Annotated in this window: 14 protein-coding genes; 6 read left to right on the forward strand and 8 right to left on the reverse strand. The window is 64.3% G+C overall.

The features are described from left to right. Window positions 1-208 precede the first annotated feature (208 nt). Window positions 209-1411 carry a threonine ammonia-lyase gene (locus IV091_RS09880; protein WP_293468182.1) on the forward strand — a complete coding sequence of 401 codons (1203 nt, stop codon included), beginning with the start codon at window positions 209-211 and terminating at the stop codon, window positions 1409-1411. Window positions 1412-1446: 35 nt separating this feature from the next. On the opposite strand, the gene IV091_RS09885 is transcribed toward IV091_RS09880, so the two are convergent. Genes IV091_RS09885 through IV091_RS09900 form a run of 4 tightly spaced genes read right to left on the reverse strand, consistent with a single transcriptional unit; the run spans window position 1447 to window position 4909 of the window. After that, entirely contained in the window at window positions 1447-2676 is a 1230-nt protein-coding gene (locus IV091_RS09885; protein WP_293468184.1) for an MFS transporter, read from the reverse strand. Then, the gene (locus IV091_RS09890; RefSeq protein WP_293468186.1) at window positions 2673-3818 is read right to left on the reverse strand and encodes an aminotransferase class V-fold PLP-dependent enzyme; all 1146 of its coding nucleotides are present in this window, start codon (window positions 3816-3818) and stop codon (window positions 2673-2675) included. Before IV091_RS09890 ends, IV091_RS09885 begins: the two co-directional genes overlap by 4 nt. Window positions 3819-3860: 42 nt before the next feature. After that, window positions 3861-4439 (reverse strand): MOSC domain-containing protein, encoded by a 579-nt coding sequence (locus tag IV091_RS09895; RefSeq protein ID WP_293468188.1) that lies wholly within the window; start codon window positions 4437-4439, stop codon window positions 3861-3863. Between the two features lie 5 nt (window positions 4440-4444). Next, window positions 4445-4909 (reverse strand): glycine zipper family protein, encoded by a 465-nt coding sequence (locus IV091_RS09900; RefSeq protein WP_293468190.1) that lies wholly within the window; start codon window positions 4907-4909, stop codon window positions 4445-4447. A gap of 135 nt (window positions 4910-5044) precedes the next feature. Here IV091_RS09900 and IV091_RS09905 point away from each other — a divergent pair, with 135 nt between their 5' ends. From IV091_RS09905 to IV091_RS09915, 3 genes are all read left to right on the forward strand, one after another. Next, entirely contained in the window at window positions 5045-5212 is a 168-nt protein-coding gene (locus IV091_RS09905; RefSeq protein WP_293468192.1) for a hypothetical protein, read from the forward strand. Window positions 5213-5397: 185 nt separating this feature from the next. Then, a complete protein-coding gene (locus IV091_RS09910; protein ID WP_293468194.1) occupies window positions 5398-6033 on the forward strand; it encodes an ATP-binding cassette domain-containing protein in 636 nt (211 codons plus the stop codon). 347 nt (window positions 6034-6380) lie between these two features. Further along, a complete protein-coding gene (locus tag IV091_RS09915; RefSeq protein ID WP_293468196.1) occupies window positions 6381-8249 on the forward strand; it encodes a phosphoenolpyruvate carboxykinase (GTP) in 1869 nt (622 codons plus the stop codon). A 128-nt stretch (window positions 8250-8377) separates the two neighbouring features. Here the strand turns inward: IV091_RS09915 and IV091_RS09920 are convergent, their stop codons facing one another. Further along, window positions 8378-8794 carry a hypothetical protein gene (locus IV091_RS09920; RefSeq protein ID WP_293468198.1) on the reverse strand — a complete coding sequence of 139 codons (417 nt, stop codon included), beginning with the start codon at window positions 8792-8794 and terminating at the stop codon, window positions 8378-8380. Window positions 8795-8955: 161 nt separating this feature from the next. On the opposite strand from IV091_RS09920, the gene IV091_RS09925 reads away from it, so the two are divergent. Beyond that, window positions 8956-9912 carry a LysR family transcriptional regulator gene (locus tag IV091_RS09925; RefSeq protein WP_293468200.1) on the forward strand — a complete coding sequence of 319 codons (957 nt, stop codon included), beginning with the start codon at window positions 8956-8958 and terminating at the stop codon, window positions 9910-9912. 190 nt (window positions 9913-10102) lie between these two features. Here IV091_RS09925 and IV091_RS09930 read toward each other — a convergent pair whose 3' ends face one another. Continuing rightward, on the reverse strand, window positions 10103-10573 hold the full coding sequence (locus IV091_RS09930; RefSeq protein WP_293468202.1) for a cupin domain-containing protein: 471 nt from the start codon (window positions 10571-10573) through the stop codon (window positions 10103-10105). Window positions 10574-10836: 263 nt separating this feature from the next. Next, on the reverse strand, window positions 10837-11259 hold the full coding sequence (locus IV091_RS09935) for a VOC family protein (RefSeq protein WP_293468204.1): 423 nt from the start codon (window positions 11257-11259) through the stop codon (window positions 10837-10839). Window positions 11260-11385: 126 nt separating this feature from the next. On the opposite strand from IV091_RS09935, the gene IV091_RS09940 reads away from it, so the two are divergent. Then, window positions 11386-12252, forward strand: a complete 867-nt coding sequence (locus tag IV091_RS09940; RefSeq protein ID WP_293468206.1) for a metallophosphoesterase — start codon at window positions 11386-11388, stop codon at window positions 12250-12252. 8 nt (window positions 12253-12260) lie between these two features. On the opposite strand, the gene IV091_RS09945 is transcribed toward IV091_RS09940, so the two are convergent. After that, window positions 12261-13676 (reverse strand): PLP-dependent aminotransferase family protein, encoded by a 1416-nt coding sequence (locus IV091_RS09945; RefSeq protein WP_293468208.1) that lies wholly within the window; start codon window positions 13674-13676, stop codon window positions 12261-12263. Between the last annotated feature and the right edge of the window lie 48 nt (window positions 13677-13724).

The raw sequence follows: 13724 nt of genomic DNA on the forward strand, positions 1-13724 counted from the left end.
GGACAGCAGCGCCTGCTGCGGTTGCTCGACAAGGGAACGCTTGCTCATAGACAAAGCTCCAGTTTTTGAACGGTACCGCCAATGCCTCCACCCTGATTTTTATTGTTCAAACGAGAACGCACCTTACCCCAAGCTGAAACTTCAGGGAAGACGCGGCGTGACGCGGACAATGTAACGCTGTCCAACCGACCTGTTGTCAAGGAATTCCATGCTGAACCTGCAAGACATTGAACAAGCCGCCCAGCGCCTGCAGGGCCATTTGCTGAACACGCCCTGCGTCGCGTCGCAAACGCTGTCGCAGCTGACCGGCGCGCAAATTTACCTGAAGTTTGAAAACCTGCAATACACCGCGTCCTTCAAGGAGCGCGGCGCCTGCAACAAGCTGGCGCAACTGAGCGAGGCCGAACGGCGGCGCGGCGTGATCGCCATGAGCGCGGGCAACCACGCGCAGGGCGTGGCCTACCACGCACAGCGCCTTGGCATTCGCGCGGTCATCGTGATGCCGCGCTTCACGCCGGGCGTGAAGGTGGAGCGCACGCGCGGCTTTGGCGCCGAGGTGGTGCTGCACGGCGACACGCTCGATGAATCGCGCACCCACGCGCTGGCCCTGGCCGAGCGCGAGGGCCTGGTGTTTGTCCACCCCTACGACGACGAAGCCATCGTGGCGGGGCAGGGCACGGTGGGGCTGGAGATGATGCAGGCCGTGCCGGACCTGGACATGCTGGTGATTGCCGTGGGCGGCGGCGGGCTGATTGCAGGGGTCGCCACGGCGGCCAAGGCCATCAAGCCCGGCATTGAGGTGATTGGCGTGCAAACCGCGCGCTTTCCGGCCATGGTCAACGCCATCAAGGGCACGCATTACCCGCAAGGCACGAGCACGATCGCCGACGGCATTGCGGTCAGCAGGCCGGGCGTGATCACGCAGGCCATCATTGCGCACCGGGTCAATGACTTGCTGCTGGTGGACGAGGGCGACATCGAGCAAGCCATCGTGATGCTGCTGGAAATTGAAAAAACGCTGGTGGAAGGCGCGGGCGCGGCCGGACTGGCGGCGCTGCTCAAGTACCCGGCGCGCTTTGCCGGCAAAAAGGTCGGACTGGTGCTGTGCGGGGGCAATATCGAGCCGCTGCTGCTGGCCGCCATCATTGCGCGCGGCATGGTGCGCGCCGGGCGGCTCGCGCGCATCAAGGTCGGGGCGCGCGACGTGCCGGGCTCACTGGCCAAAATCACCGCGACCGTGGCCGACGCGGGCGCGAACATCGACGAGGTGCACCACCAGCGCGCCTTCACGATGTTGTCGGCGCAGAACGTGGAAATCGAGCTGGTGATCCAGACGCGCGGGCGCAGCCATATTGCGCAGGTATTGCAGGCTTTGCAGTCGGAGGGGTTTGAGGCAACCGAGCAGTTCTAGCACGCAGGCGCGGCAGATCCACCATGGCGTATTCCTCATGGATTGCCGACGCCATCGCTACCACGGCCACTGCCAGATCGGGTCCTCTGCAGCAGCGGCCACATGCCCATCAGGCCCAGCACCGGCCCGGGCAGCAACAGCCACAGGGCCTTGCTGCCCAGGACCTCGATAAAACCGAGCAGCACCGTGATGCTCACGATGGTGATCAAAAAACCGATGGAATTCTGAATCGCCAGCGCACTGCCGACCCACTGCGGTGGACAGCTTCGGGCGGATATGGCCGAAAACTGCGGGGAGTCGGCGACCACAAAAAACCCCCAGGCCAGCAGCACCAGCAGACGCAGCAGCAGCCAGTCCGGGCCCAGCAGCGGGTACACCAGGCACAGCAGGCCCGACGCCAGCAAGGCCAGGGCGGCCACGTAGGCGCTACCTAGCTTCAGGCTCAGCCGCCCGCCCAGCACGCACCCCAAAAATCCGGCGGCAATGCCAAAAAAGCTGATCGCCGCCACCGAGCCCGGCAGGCCCGGATGCAGTTGCCGCGCATCCAGCAGCCACTGCGCGGCCAGCCAGGGCAGCACCGCCCAAAAGGCATACAGCTCCCACATATGGCCAAAATAGCCCAGGGCCGCCGCCCTGAAATCGGGAATGCTGAACACCCCGAAGGCCCGGCCAAGGGAGTTGCCCCGGTGCTTGTTGCTCTTTTTCAAATAGGGGCCATCGCCCAAAAAATAGACCAGCGCGGCGCCAACCACCGCCAGCACCGACGAGGCCTGAATCACTGCTTGCCAGGGCAAACTGGCCCCCAGCGCCCGGATGCCATGGGGCAGCGCCGTGCCCAGGGTCAGCATGCCCACCAGCAGGCCCAGGGCCGCGCCGGACTTGGTGCCGACCCAGCCCACGATCATCTTCATGCCCAGCGGGTAGATGCCCGCCAGGCAGAGGCCGACCGCAAAGCGAAACACCAGCCCCGACGCGAACCCGGTCCATCCGACGGAAAATCCGGCATTGATGCCCGCCCCCAGCACGCAGGCGATGGCAAAAATCCGGCTGGCCGAATACCGGTCAGCCCAACCCGAATAGGCCAGCCAGAGCGTTCCGGCGATAAAGCCGGACTGGGTGGCGGCGATCAGCCAGGCGAACTGGGCCGGCCCGATCTGCCACGCCGCCATCAGGTCGTCGGCGGCGCTGTTCGGGCTGAACCACAGCGAGGTGCCCAGCCACTGGGCCAATACGATCAGGCCCACGGCCCACCGCCGCTGGTTCATACGCAGTGCGTGAGCGCCGAAGTCAGGTCGTCGATCAGGTCATCGGCATTTTCAAGGCCAACCGACACGCGCAGCAGCCCTTGGGGCGTTTTGCTCGCAGGCCCTTCGATCGAGGCGCGGTGTTCAATCAGGCTTTCCACGCCCCCCAGGCTGGTGGCGCGGGTGAAAATTTCCACATTCGCGGCCAGCGCCATGGCGGCATCCTTGCCGCCCTTGACCTCGAACGAGAGCATGCCGCCAAAGCCGGACATCTGTTTGGACGCCACGGCATGAAATGGGTTGTTCGACAGCCCCGGGTAATGCACCACGCTCACCTTGGCGTGCTGCTGCAGGAACTCGGCCACCTTTGTTGCGTTCGCGCAGTGCGCCTGCATGCGGTAGGGCAAGGTGGGCAGGCTGCGCATGACCAGCCAGCAGTCAAAGGGCGAGGGCACGGCGCCGCCAAACAGCTGCGCCGTGCGCAGCTGGGCAAAGTGCTCGTCGTCGAGCCGGGTCACCACCGCGCCACCCAGCACATCGCTGCGCCCGCCCAGGTACTTGGTGGTGGCATGCATCACCATGTCGCAACCCAGCGCCAGCGGCTGCTGCAGCACCGGGCTGGCAAAGGTGTTGTCGGCAATCGCGCGTGCGCCGTGTTGATGCGCAATCTCGGCGATCGCGGTGATGTCGACGCATTGCAGCAAGGGGTTGGACGGCGTTTCAATCCAGATGATTTTGGTCTGGGGTGTCAGCGCGCTGCGGATGGTGTCGAGGTTCGTCATGTCGATAAACGACGCGGTGACGCCCCATTTGGCGAACAGGTGCTTGAGCACGTTGGCGGTGCCGTGGTAGATGTCGACGGGCGCAATCACATGGTCGCCCGGCGCCAATCCCTGGAAGATAGCCGTGACCGCCGCCAGGCCCGAGCCGAAGGCCGCCCCGCCAGCGCCGCCCTCCAGCGCCGCCAGCGCAGCTTCCAGGGCATTTCGGTTGGGGTTGTGGTTGCGTGAATACAGATACCCGCGCGAATAACCCCCATCGGCATCACGCTCGAAGGTGGTGGACAGGTGAATAGCTTCCGTCACCGCGCCGGTGCTGGCATCGACGCCATGCCCCGCATGGACGGCCAGCGTTTCGAACTTGTATTTTTTTCCGGATTTCATGATGTTCCAGGTATTTCTTTTTAAAGTGAGAGTCGCCGGGGATCAGCGCAAATGTTTGCTCATTTTGGCCGCAAACAGCGTGGGAATGCTGACGCTGCGCCGCCCCGGAACCACCTCAAACGGTTCGCCGGCGCGCAGTGTGCCGGGCGTTTGCACCGCCAGGTAAAAGCCGCAAAAGCCGGTTTGCGCCATCAGCCGCGAGGCTCGGCCAAAGCCCATTGCAGCGTTGAACTTGTAGCAGGGCTCGCGCGGCAGCGTCACCCGCAACGCGCAGTTGGTAAAGCGCAGCACGTCGCCGGCCCACACATCGGATTCAAGCACGCCCTGCAGCGTGAGGTTCTCACCCAGGCTGCCGTGCGGCAAGCGGTCATCGATGTGCGCCAGGCCGGCTTCCCGCCGGGCAGCCTGCCAGTAGGCGTAATGCTCAACAGGATAGGCGTACACGGCCTTTTCAAGCCCGCCGTGAATCGACAGATCGGCCTGCTCGTCGCCCGTCAGCCCGAGCGGCAGAACAGGCACGGCCTGCGTGACCGATTGCTTGGCGTAAGCGGTCAGTATGCTGCGCTCGCCGACCCTGATGCGCCGCGCGGAGCCGGTCTGAACCGAGAAAAGTTGCGGCATGGCGCTTAATTCCAGCCGATCAAGTCAAAACCTTTTTCACCCAGGCAACGCTGCACAAAGCTGCGGTACACGGGGTTGGGCCTGTCGCGGTGAAAAGCGCCCGACACCGCGCCAGCCGAGCCGCCCACCGCCGCGCCCACGGCACCGGCCCGCAGCAGGCCCTCGCCGCCACGGCCCGTGATGAGCGCGCCAACGGCCGAGGCCACGCCCGCTGTGGCAGCCCCCTCACCGGCTCGACGAGCCACTTCATGGCTGCTTTGCGTCGGGCCCAGTCCAGCGGCCCGGGCGCGCGCCATGCAACCCTCTGCTTCCACCCGCCCTTGCACGTCGCCCACGCGCTGGAGCGTGGCGTTGGGGTAAAGCACCGGCTGGCCCGCGCCGCCGTCGGACCCGCTGGTGGCGCAGCCTGCCAGCAGGCCCAGGGCCGCCAGCACGGCGCCTGCGGCAAAAAAATTGCGTGAAGATGTCATGCCGTCCTTTCACAAATAAGCACCACAAAGGGTAGCCCAAAACGCCAGGACGGAGCCATGCGCGCCTGGATTTCGGCGGCGCGGCTCAAAAAGGTAAAATCGCGGCAGTTTTAAAAAGCCCCTTCAGGAGTCACCATGTCGAGTTCAGCCCCCCACAGCGCCCACGCCTTGTCCAGCAGCCCCGCCCCCGCCGAGGAGCAAGATGCCGTGGAAGCCATCGTGCCGGCGATCCACATCGTGCTGCCCGTGGTCGGCGCCGTGCTGATGTTCCTGCTGGCCTTCATTGCCATCTACATGGCCTGAAGCCGCTACCGCAGCATCCCCCGAAAGTCCGCACGTCGCGGACTTTTTCGTTGGCGGGCCTGAACATCGCGCACGCCCACCAGATCAAGCATCAAATCAGTCTATAGCCCTTAATCTGCGGGCGTAAGCAGCTATTAAATCAATAGTAATTTCACCGCCATGCCGGCCCGAACTGGTTCACGCTCATGACCCCTCCCACCCCGGTTCTGCAGGCCGACGCGCTTTCGTTCGGCTACCCCGGCCAAGCCCAGCGCCTGCTGTTTGACAAACTGCCCGTATCCCTGCCACCCGGCGTGACCTGGGTCTGCGGCGACGAGGGCGTCGGCAAAACCACCTTGCTGCAATGGCTGGCGGGCACCCTGTCGCCCCACGGACAGGTGCGTCTTCGTGGACTGGCACTGGCACAGACCAGCAGCGCTTACCGCCAGCAGGTGGCCTGGTTTGATGCGCGCGACCCGTCGCTGGACCAGCAAACGGCGCGCCAGATCTTCAGCGCCCTGCCCCAGCGCCACCCGGGGTTTGATCCTGCCGCGCTACAGGCGCATATGGAGGGCCTGTCGCTCACGCCGCATCTGGACAAGGCGCTGTACATGCTGTCCACCGGCTCCCGGCGCAAGGTGTTCATGGCCGCGGCCCTGGCCAGCCAGGCTGCGGTGACCCTGCTCGATCAGCCTTTCGTGGCGCTGGACCGCCCGTCCATCACCTACCTGCTGGGCGTACTGGCTGATGCCGCAAAGAACACGGACCGGGCCTGGGTGGTGGCTGATTACGTGGCGCCAGAGAACGTGGCGCTGGCAGGCGTGATTGCACTGGGAAATTAAGGCCAGGCTTGCCCGCATCAACTCGGGCCGAAGCTCTTTTAGAGAAAAATTAAACATAAAGTCATGCTTTTTTTGCATATCTTTTAGCGGTAACTACGACGTAACAGGTTCTGATGTTCTTAAAATGGCCTCTCTGCCCAGCCGGCAGAAGCTAGCCGGCCCAGCCACCCATGGCCAGCAAGACCTTAACGCTGCACCACGTCCCCAGCGGGCAGCCCGCTCACCGAGCCAGACCAGACTTGTTGGTTCGCCCGAGCGCCCTTTCGACAAACGTCCCGATGTCACGGCGCCTGATGACACAGCCCGACGTTTATCGACATGGCGCTTTTTAACTTTGGAGTTTTTCGATGAACCAACCTGCGATGCAAGGGCTCAAGCTCAACACCCCCCCCTACGTCAAGAACGCAAAATTGATTGCCTGGGTCGCCGACATGGCGGGCCTGTGCAAACCCGACGACGTGTACTGGTGCGACGGCAGCGACGCTGAATACCAGCGCCTGTGTCAGCAACTGGTCGATGCCGGGACCTTCAAAAAACTCAACGAAACCAAGCGCCCCAACAGCTTTCTGGCGCAAAGCGACCCCAGCGACGTCGCCCGCGTGGAAGACCGCACCTACATCTGCTCGGCCCAAAAGGAAAATGCCGGCCCGACCAACAACTGGATGGAACCGGGCGAAATGCGCGCCACGCTGCAGCCACTGTTTGACGGCTGCATGAAGGGCCGCACCATGTACGTGGTGCCCTTCAGCATGGGCCCGCTGGGCTCGCCGATTGCACACATTGGCATTGAGTTGTCGGACAGCCCGTACGTGGCCGTCAACATGAAGATCATGACCCGCATGGGCAAGGCCGTGTTTGAGGTACTGGGCACCGAGGGCGATTTCGTGCCCTGCGTGCACACCGTGGGCGCGCCGCTGGCTGAAGGCCAGCAAGACGTGACCTGGCCGTGCAACAAGACCAAATACATCGTGCATTACCCCGAAACGCGCGAGATCTGGTCTTACGGCTCCGGCTACGGCGGCAACGCGCTGCTGGGCAAGAAATGCTTTGCATTGCGTATTGCGTCCAACATGGGCCGGGACCAGGGCTGGCTGGCCGAGCACATGCTGATCCTGGGCGTGACCAACCCCGAAGGCAAAAAATACCATGTGGCAGCGGCCTTCCCAAGCGCCTGCGGCAAGACCAACTTCTCGATGCTGGTGCCACCCGCCGGCTTCGAAGGCTGGACCGTCACCACGATTGGCGACGACATTGCCTGGATCAAGCCCGCCGCCGACGGCAAGCTCTACGCCATCAACCCCGAAGCCGGCTACTTTGGCGTGGCGCCCGGCACCAACCTGCTGACCAACCCGAATTGCATGCTCAGTGTTCGCGGCGACACGATTTTCACCAACGTGGCGCTGACCGACGACGGCGACGTGTGGTGGGAAGGCATGGAGCACGATGCGCCCGGCAAGGCGCTGCCCGATCACCTGATCGACTGGCAGGGCAATCACTGGACGCCGCAAATCGCCAGGGAAACCGGCGCCAAGGCCGCCCACCCCAACTCACGCTTCACCGTGGCCGCCACCAACAACCCGGCGCTCGACAGCGCCTGGGACGACCCGAAAGGCGTGGCGATTGACGCCTTCATCTTTGGCGGCCGCCGCTCGACCACGGTGCCGCTGGTGACCGAAGCCCGCAACTGGGTGGAAGGTGTCTATATGGCCGCGACCATGGGCAGCGAAACCACCGCTGCCGCCACAGGCCAGGCCGGCGTGGTGCGCCGCGACCCGTTTGCAATGCTGCCGTTTGCCGGCTACAACATGAGCGACTACTTCCAGCACTGGCTCAACATGGGCGAGAAGCTCGCCGCCATGGACGCCACGCTGCCCAGGATCTACACCACCAACTGGTTCCGCAAGGGCGAAGACGGCAAGTTTGTCTGGCCCGGCTATGGCGAAAACATGCGCGTGCTGGCCTGGATGATTGACCGCATTGAAGGCAAGGGCCAGGGCGAAGACCACGTCACCGGCGTCAGCCCCAACTACGAAGACCTGAACTGGACCGGCCTGGATTTCAGCGCCGAGCAGTTCAACACCGTGACCAGCATCGACAAGGCCGCCTGGCTGAAAGAGCTGGAACTGCACACCGAGTTGTTCCAGCAACTCGAACACCACCTGCCCAAGGAACTGGGCGAGACCAAAGCCGCCATTGAGCGCCGCCTGGCGGCCTGACCGGTATCGGTGAAAAAGGCAAAGGCACACCGGGCAGAGCGGGGTTAAACGTCTCCCGGACACAAAAAAGCCACCTTGTCCAGGTGGCTTTTTTATTCAGACCGGCGGCGCGGCCCGCGCTGTTGACTTTACTGAGCGCGCGACATGGCGGCCTGCAAATCGGCCATGACGCGCGGATCGCTCTGGGCCATGGCCCACAGACGCTGGTCAGCGCGGGACCGGGCCATGCTGCGTGACCAGGCGTCAAGGCCGGCCTTGATCCGCGCGGCCAGGTTGCTTGCCGCACCAGCCAAAAGCGCCAGCACGGCAAAAGCCGCTGCCCACATGGAAATCCAGAGCACCATCAGGTGACCTTCGGCGACGTTGTCCATCACCTGGTAAGCCACGACCATGACGGCGGCGGCCATGGCCGACAGCAGCAAGGTGGCCAGGCTGCGCGAGCCGGCCAGGCCGTGGCCCAACTGGCGCACGGCGTCAAACGCCAACCCGGCACGGGCAACGCCAGGGTGCTGCGTGGAATATTTGATATCGACGAAACTGGCCATGATGGGCTCCTCTATTGAACGGTCCCCGTCAACAAGATTGTCTGGGGTGTTTGAATCATAGGGTTATCCCTTATTCGACTCCACTTTATATTCGTGATGAAATATATTCACGGCCGTGATAACCTGACGCCTTCACTGTCCTTAACTGGCGCAAACCTCCGATGAATCCTCCCAATTTCCGCACATTGGACCTGAACCTGCTCCGGGTGTTTGACGAGGTGATGGCCGAGCGCAGCCTGACGCGGGCGGCGCGCAACCTGTCGCTGACCCAGCCGGCCGTCAGCAACGCCCTGCGCCGCCTGCGCGACACGCTGGGTGACGAGCTGGTGCAGCGCAGCGGCCAGGGCGTGGCACCCACGGCGCGCGCGCTGGCGATCTGGCCCGCGGTCCGCGAGGCTCTGCAGCAGCTGCAAGCCTCGCTGATCCCCAACGAGTTTGTGCCGGCGCAGGCCAGTTCCACCTTTGTGCTGGCCATGGCCGACGCCACGGCAGCCGAACTGATACCGGGGCTGGTCGAGACACTGGAGCATGAGGCCCCCGGCGTTTCCCTGCGGGTGGTGCCGCTCACCACGCGCGACCCGCGCAGGCTGCTGGACGAAGGGAATTGCGACCTGGCGGTGGGCTATTTTCCGGCCGTGCTGGCCAACCTGACGGCCAGCGCCCAAAGCGGCGAAGCCCTGCCGTTTGCCTACCAGCGGCTCTACCACGGCGAATATGTCTGCGTGATGCGCAAGGGCCACCCGCTGGCCAGCGGCCCGCTGACGCTGCAGCGCTTTTGCAGCGCGCGCCACATGCTGGTGAGCTTTTCAGGGCGGGCGTTTGGCTTTATAGACGAGGCACTGGCGGCACTGGGCCAGACACGCAACGTGGTGCTGACCGTCAACCAGTTTTTTACCGCCGGCCGGGTAGTGGCCAACTCCAACTTGCTGACCGTGCTGCCGCGCCACTTCGTGCGGGTGACCGGCATTGCCGAGCAACTGGAGTTGCGCCCCTTGCCCTTTGCGGTGTCGCCGGTGCATGTCGATGCCGTGTGGCACCGCCGGTCCCAGCAAGACAACGCTCACCTGTGGTTGCGCGAGACGCTCGCGCACGCAGCCGACAAGGCGTTTGCAGCCTGAAATCCGGTTTTAAAACCTGTAACGGCAGTTGGATCCGCACGAGGCCGCGTTTCGCGCATGTCCCGGAGCCGCCGCATTCCCTCGTGGATACATCGGCCCGTTTGTCATCGTTCCTCCTGGCAGGACAGCGGCACCTCGCCCCAGCGCTCACGTTGAGGAGAGGTTCAAGCCAGCGCCAAGCGGGGATTGGCTATTTCTTCCTTGGATCGTCTGCCGGATTGATGTAGCTGATCCCCCAAGGCCCCATACCGTGGACCTGAACAATGGTCTCATCTTTATTCCAGCCAAAGTGCGGGGTCCTGGGCTGCATGATGGCGACACCGCCAGCGGACAGGGCCACTGTTTTGGAGTTGTCCAGTTTGTCTCCGGTTCCCAGGTTGAACGTGCCGGAGATCACCGTGACATGCTCGATCGCCGGATGCCAGTGGGCGGCTATCTGGTAATTCGCCGGGAATTTCAGGCGAAAGGTAAACGGGACAGCTTCGCTGATCGGACCTTCAAGTATGGAAATCTTCGCGCCTGGTGGCAGCGAAGGCACATCCGTCCATTTCATCTCATCCGGCATCATCATCATGTGGCCACCTGACTGCGCCCAGACGGGAGGCGCTCCGAGGCCGGCAAGGACCAGGGCTGCATACAGTGCGGCAAGCGTGCTTCTCATGGGGAACCCCCTGCGAACTTTTTTGGAGCCCGTGAAAGAGGATAGGCAAGGCGCTGGCTCCTCCACGCCCGTCCATCTTGACAGGGACAGCAAACGCTGGATGGCATGACAGCAGTTTGTCCGTTCCCGAATCGGATACAAGTAAATCACTGATGGCCCCGCCTGGCAATAACCAAATCCTTCATGTTGTCAGCATGTGTAGCAGACCAGGAATCCTGGTCCACGCCGAGGCAGGCGCAGACGGAGCGGCCAGCGTGTGCGGCCTATTCAGCCAGGTCGAACTGCGGGTTCCAGGCCACTTCCCACAGGTGATCGTCCGGGTCCTGAAAGTAGCCCGAGTAACCGCCCCAGAAGGCAGGTTGCGCCGGCTTGACGATCGTGGCGCCCGCCCGCCTGGCCTGCTCCATGACGGCATCGACCTCCTCCCGTGTGCCCACATTGTGGGCCAGCGCAAACCCCGGTGCGCTTCGTTGAGACGGCGGCAGGCCGGTGTCATGCGCCAGGCTGTGACGTGGCCAGAGCGCCAGCTTGAGCCCTGCCTGCAGGTCAAAGAAGACGACAGCGCCATGCGCAAATTCTTCGCCCACAATGCCTTGCGTGACCAGCCCGAGGCCGTCGCGGTAAAAGGCCAACGATTTATTGAGGTCGTCAACACCGAGGGTGATCAGGGTAATGCGTGGTTTCATGGGCGATTCTCCCGGGCTGTCTTGTGATGAAGGGCGCATCCACAAACGCCGACGCACCCGGCGGATGGGCGTCAGGCAGCCATGGCCTATTGACGACGCCCTATTATCTTCCCGCACAATCAAGCGGTGAACATCCAGCTTTTATCCGACCTGCACCTCGAGTCCCACCCGCACTTCATGCCCAAACCCCTGCCTGGCGCCGACCTGCTGGTGCTGGCCGGAGATATCGGGTCTTACCAGGACGGCTCGCTGCTCAGCAGTCTGGCCATCGACGACTTTGGCCTGGCGCGATTTTCTCCACTGCCGGTAGCATGCGGCGGCGCCGGCTGGCCGACGCCGGTGTTGTTTATCCCTGGCAACCACGAGTATGACGGGCTGGATTTTGACGCGACCCGGCTGCGGCTGCGCGCGGCCTGCGCGCGCCTGGGCCTGGTCTGGCTGGAGCAGGAAACCGTGGTGATCGGCGGCGTGCGCTTTGTGGGCAGCACCTTGTGGGCCGATTTTGATGCGCTGACCGCCTTCAAGGCCAGCGCCAGCCCCGCGCGGGCCAGCGAGATCACGCTGGGAGAGCAGCTCAAGGCACGCGAAAAAGCCTTTCGCGCCGCCAATTTCTACCTCAAGAAAAACCACTCCTTGCGCAACGGCGCGCCCATGCTGGCCAGCGACGTGCGCGAAGAAGCCCTGAAAAGCCAGGCCTGGCTGCGCCAGGCGCTGGCCGTGCCGTTTGAAGGCCCGACCGTGGCAGTCACGCATTTCGCGCCCAGCCTGCTCAGCGCCGACCCGCGCTACGGCCTCACGCCAGGCACCGCCGGGTTTTGCAATGCGCTGGACGAGTTGCTGCCGCTGGCCAGGCTGTGGCTGCACGGCCACCTGCATTGCCCGGTGGACTACGTCAAGCACGGCTGCCGCGTGGTGGGCAACCCGCTGGGCTATGCGCGCAAGGGCGAGCAACTCACCTTCAACCCCAACTTGCTGATCCAGGTCGGGCGCTAACCCTCAACTCACCGCAGCGCGTCCCGCAGCCGGACAAACACCTTCCAGAACGCCGCGTCCTGCGTGGTCGCAAAGTTGATGCGCATCAGGGTGCTGGGCTTGCGCACGGCGTGAAACAGCGCGCCGGGGGCGATCAGATAGTCTTCGTCGAGCATGCGCTGTGCCAGCGCGTCGGTGTCCACGCCGGTTTCGACCCAGCCAAACAGGCCCGCCGGTTCGGCCGCAAAAGTGCAGCCGTGGGCCAGCGCCAGCTGCACGCTGCGGCCGCGCGCCTGGTCGAGCCGGCTGCGTATGCGCTCGGCGTGGCGGCGCAGCTGGCCCTGGTCTATGCACCAGGCCAGCGCCTGCTCCAGCAGCGCGGGCGTGCTCAGGGTGGCCAGCAGCTTGGTGGTGAGCAGGCGCTCGACCAGATCGGGCGGCGCGGCCATGAAGCCCACGCGCCAGCCGGGCGCCAGAATCTTGGCAAAGCCGCTGACGTAAATGGTGCGCTGCAAGCCGTCGAGCGCGCACAACCGGGTGGCGTGCTCGGGTGCCAGGTGGCTGTAGGTGTCGTCTTCAACAATATGAAAGTTGTGCTGGTGCGCCAGCTGCAGCACGCGGTGGGCGCTGCCCGGCGTGATGCAGCAGCCGGTGGGGTTGTGGAACACGCTGACGCTGACAAACAGCTTGGGGGCATGCAGCTGGCAGTACTGCGCCATCACCGCCAGGTCGGGGCCGTCTGCGCGGCGCGGCACCGGCAAAATCCGCATGCCCAGCGCATCGAGCCGGGCAAACTCCACGGCCCAGCCGGGTTCCTCGACCATCACGCAGTCGCCGGCGCGCAGCAGCGTGCGGCTCACGATGTCCAGCGCATGGGTGGCACCGACGGTGGTAATGATCTGCCCGGGCGCGGCATGCACATTGAGGGCGCCCAGCTTTTGCGACAGCGACCGGCGCAGGCCCGCGTCGCCCAGCGGCTCGCCGTACTGCAACGAAAACGCCCGCAGCGCGCTGGCGCTGGTGACCTTGCGCACGGCTGCCGGCATGAAGCTGGTGTCCAGCCAGTCCGGCGGAAACACCCCCATGCCGGGCTGCGGCTTGCTGCTGGTGGGGTGAAACATGCCACGAATCAGCGCGGCCGCGTCGACCGGCCCGTTAACTATGTTTTTAATAGCTGTCTGCGCTTTACCGGCAGGCGCCAAAGGCGTATTTGATGATGAATCGCGGACAAAAAAGCCGCGGTTGCGGCGCGCCACCACCAGGCCCTGCGCCTGGAGCTGGTCGTAGGCGGCCACCACCGTGGACACGCTCACGCCCTGCTGCCCGGCGCACATCCGCACCGACGGCAGGCGCGCGCCGGGCGCCAGCAGGCGGCTGCGAATGCGCTCGGCAAAGCGGGCGCTGAGTTGCTCGGTCAGGGATTGCGACGCGGTCTTGATCAACATGGCGGGGTCCTGGGGACGGAGTGGAACAGCTGTACTGGCGGGGCGACC

Origin of the sequence: Polaromonas sp., from assembly GCF_018780625.1 — a bacterium.
Classification (GTDB): domain Bacteria; phylum Pseudomonadota; class Gammaproteobacteria; order Burkholderiales; family Burkholderiaceae_C; genus Polaromonas.

Coding starts and splice junctions, on each gene's coding strand:
- IV091_RS09895 (WP_293468188.1), bottom strand. CDS start 4,439: ATGCCGCAACTTTTCTCGGTTCAGACCGGCTCCGCGCGGCGCATCAGG.
- IV091_RS09945 (WP_293468208.1), bottom strand. CDS start 13,676: ATGTTGATCAAGACCGCGTCGCAATCCCTGACCGAGCAACTCAGCGCC.
- IV091_RS09885 (WP_293468184.1), bottom strand. CDS start 2,676: ATGAACCAGCGGCGGTGGGCCGTGGGCCTGATCGTATTGGCCCAGTGG.
- IV091_RS09930 (WP_293468202.1), bottom strand. CDS start 10,573: ATGAGAAGCACGCTTGCCGCACTGTATGCAGCCCTGGTCCTTGCCGGC.
- IV091_RS09920 (WP_293468198.1), bottom strand. CDS start 8,794: ATGGCCAGTTTCGTCGATATCAAATATTCCACGCAGCACCCTGGCGTT.
- IV091_RS09910 (WP_293468194.1), top strand. CDS start 5,398: ATGACCCCTCCCACCCCGGTTCTGCAGGCCGACGCGCTTTCGTTCGGC.
- IV091_RS09915 (WP_293468196.1), top strand. CDS start 6,381: ATGAACCAACCTGCGATGCAAGGGCTCAAGCTCAACACCCCCCCCTAC.
- IV091_RS09900 (WP_293468190.1), bottom strand. CDS start 4,909: ATGACATCTTCACGCAATTTTTTTGCCGCAGGCGCCGTGCTGGCGGCC.
- IV091_RS09925 (WP_293468200.1), top strand. CDS start 8,956: ATGAATCCTCCCAATTTCCGCACATTGGACCTGAACCTGCTCCGGGTG.
- IV091_RS09935 (WP_293468204.1), bottom strand. CDS start 11,259: ATGAAACCACGCATTACCCTGATCACCCTCGGTGTTGACGACCTCAAT.
- IV091_RS09890 (WP_293468186.1), bottom strand. CDS start 3,818: ATGAAATCCGGAAAAAAATACAAGTTCGAAACGCTGGCCGTCCATGCG.
- IV091_RS09880 (WP_293468182.1), top strand. CDS start 209: ATGCTGAACCTGCAAGACATTGAACAAGCCGCCCAGCGCCTGCAGGGC.
- IV091_RS09905 (WP_293468192.1), top strand. CDS start 5,045: ATGTCGAGTTCAGCCCCCCACAGCGCCCACGCCTTGTCCAGCAGCCCC.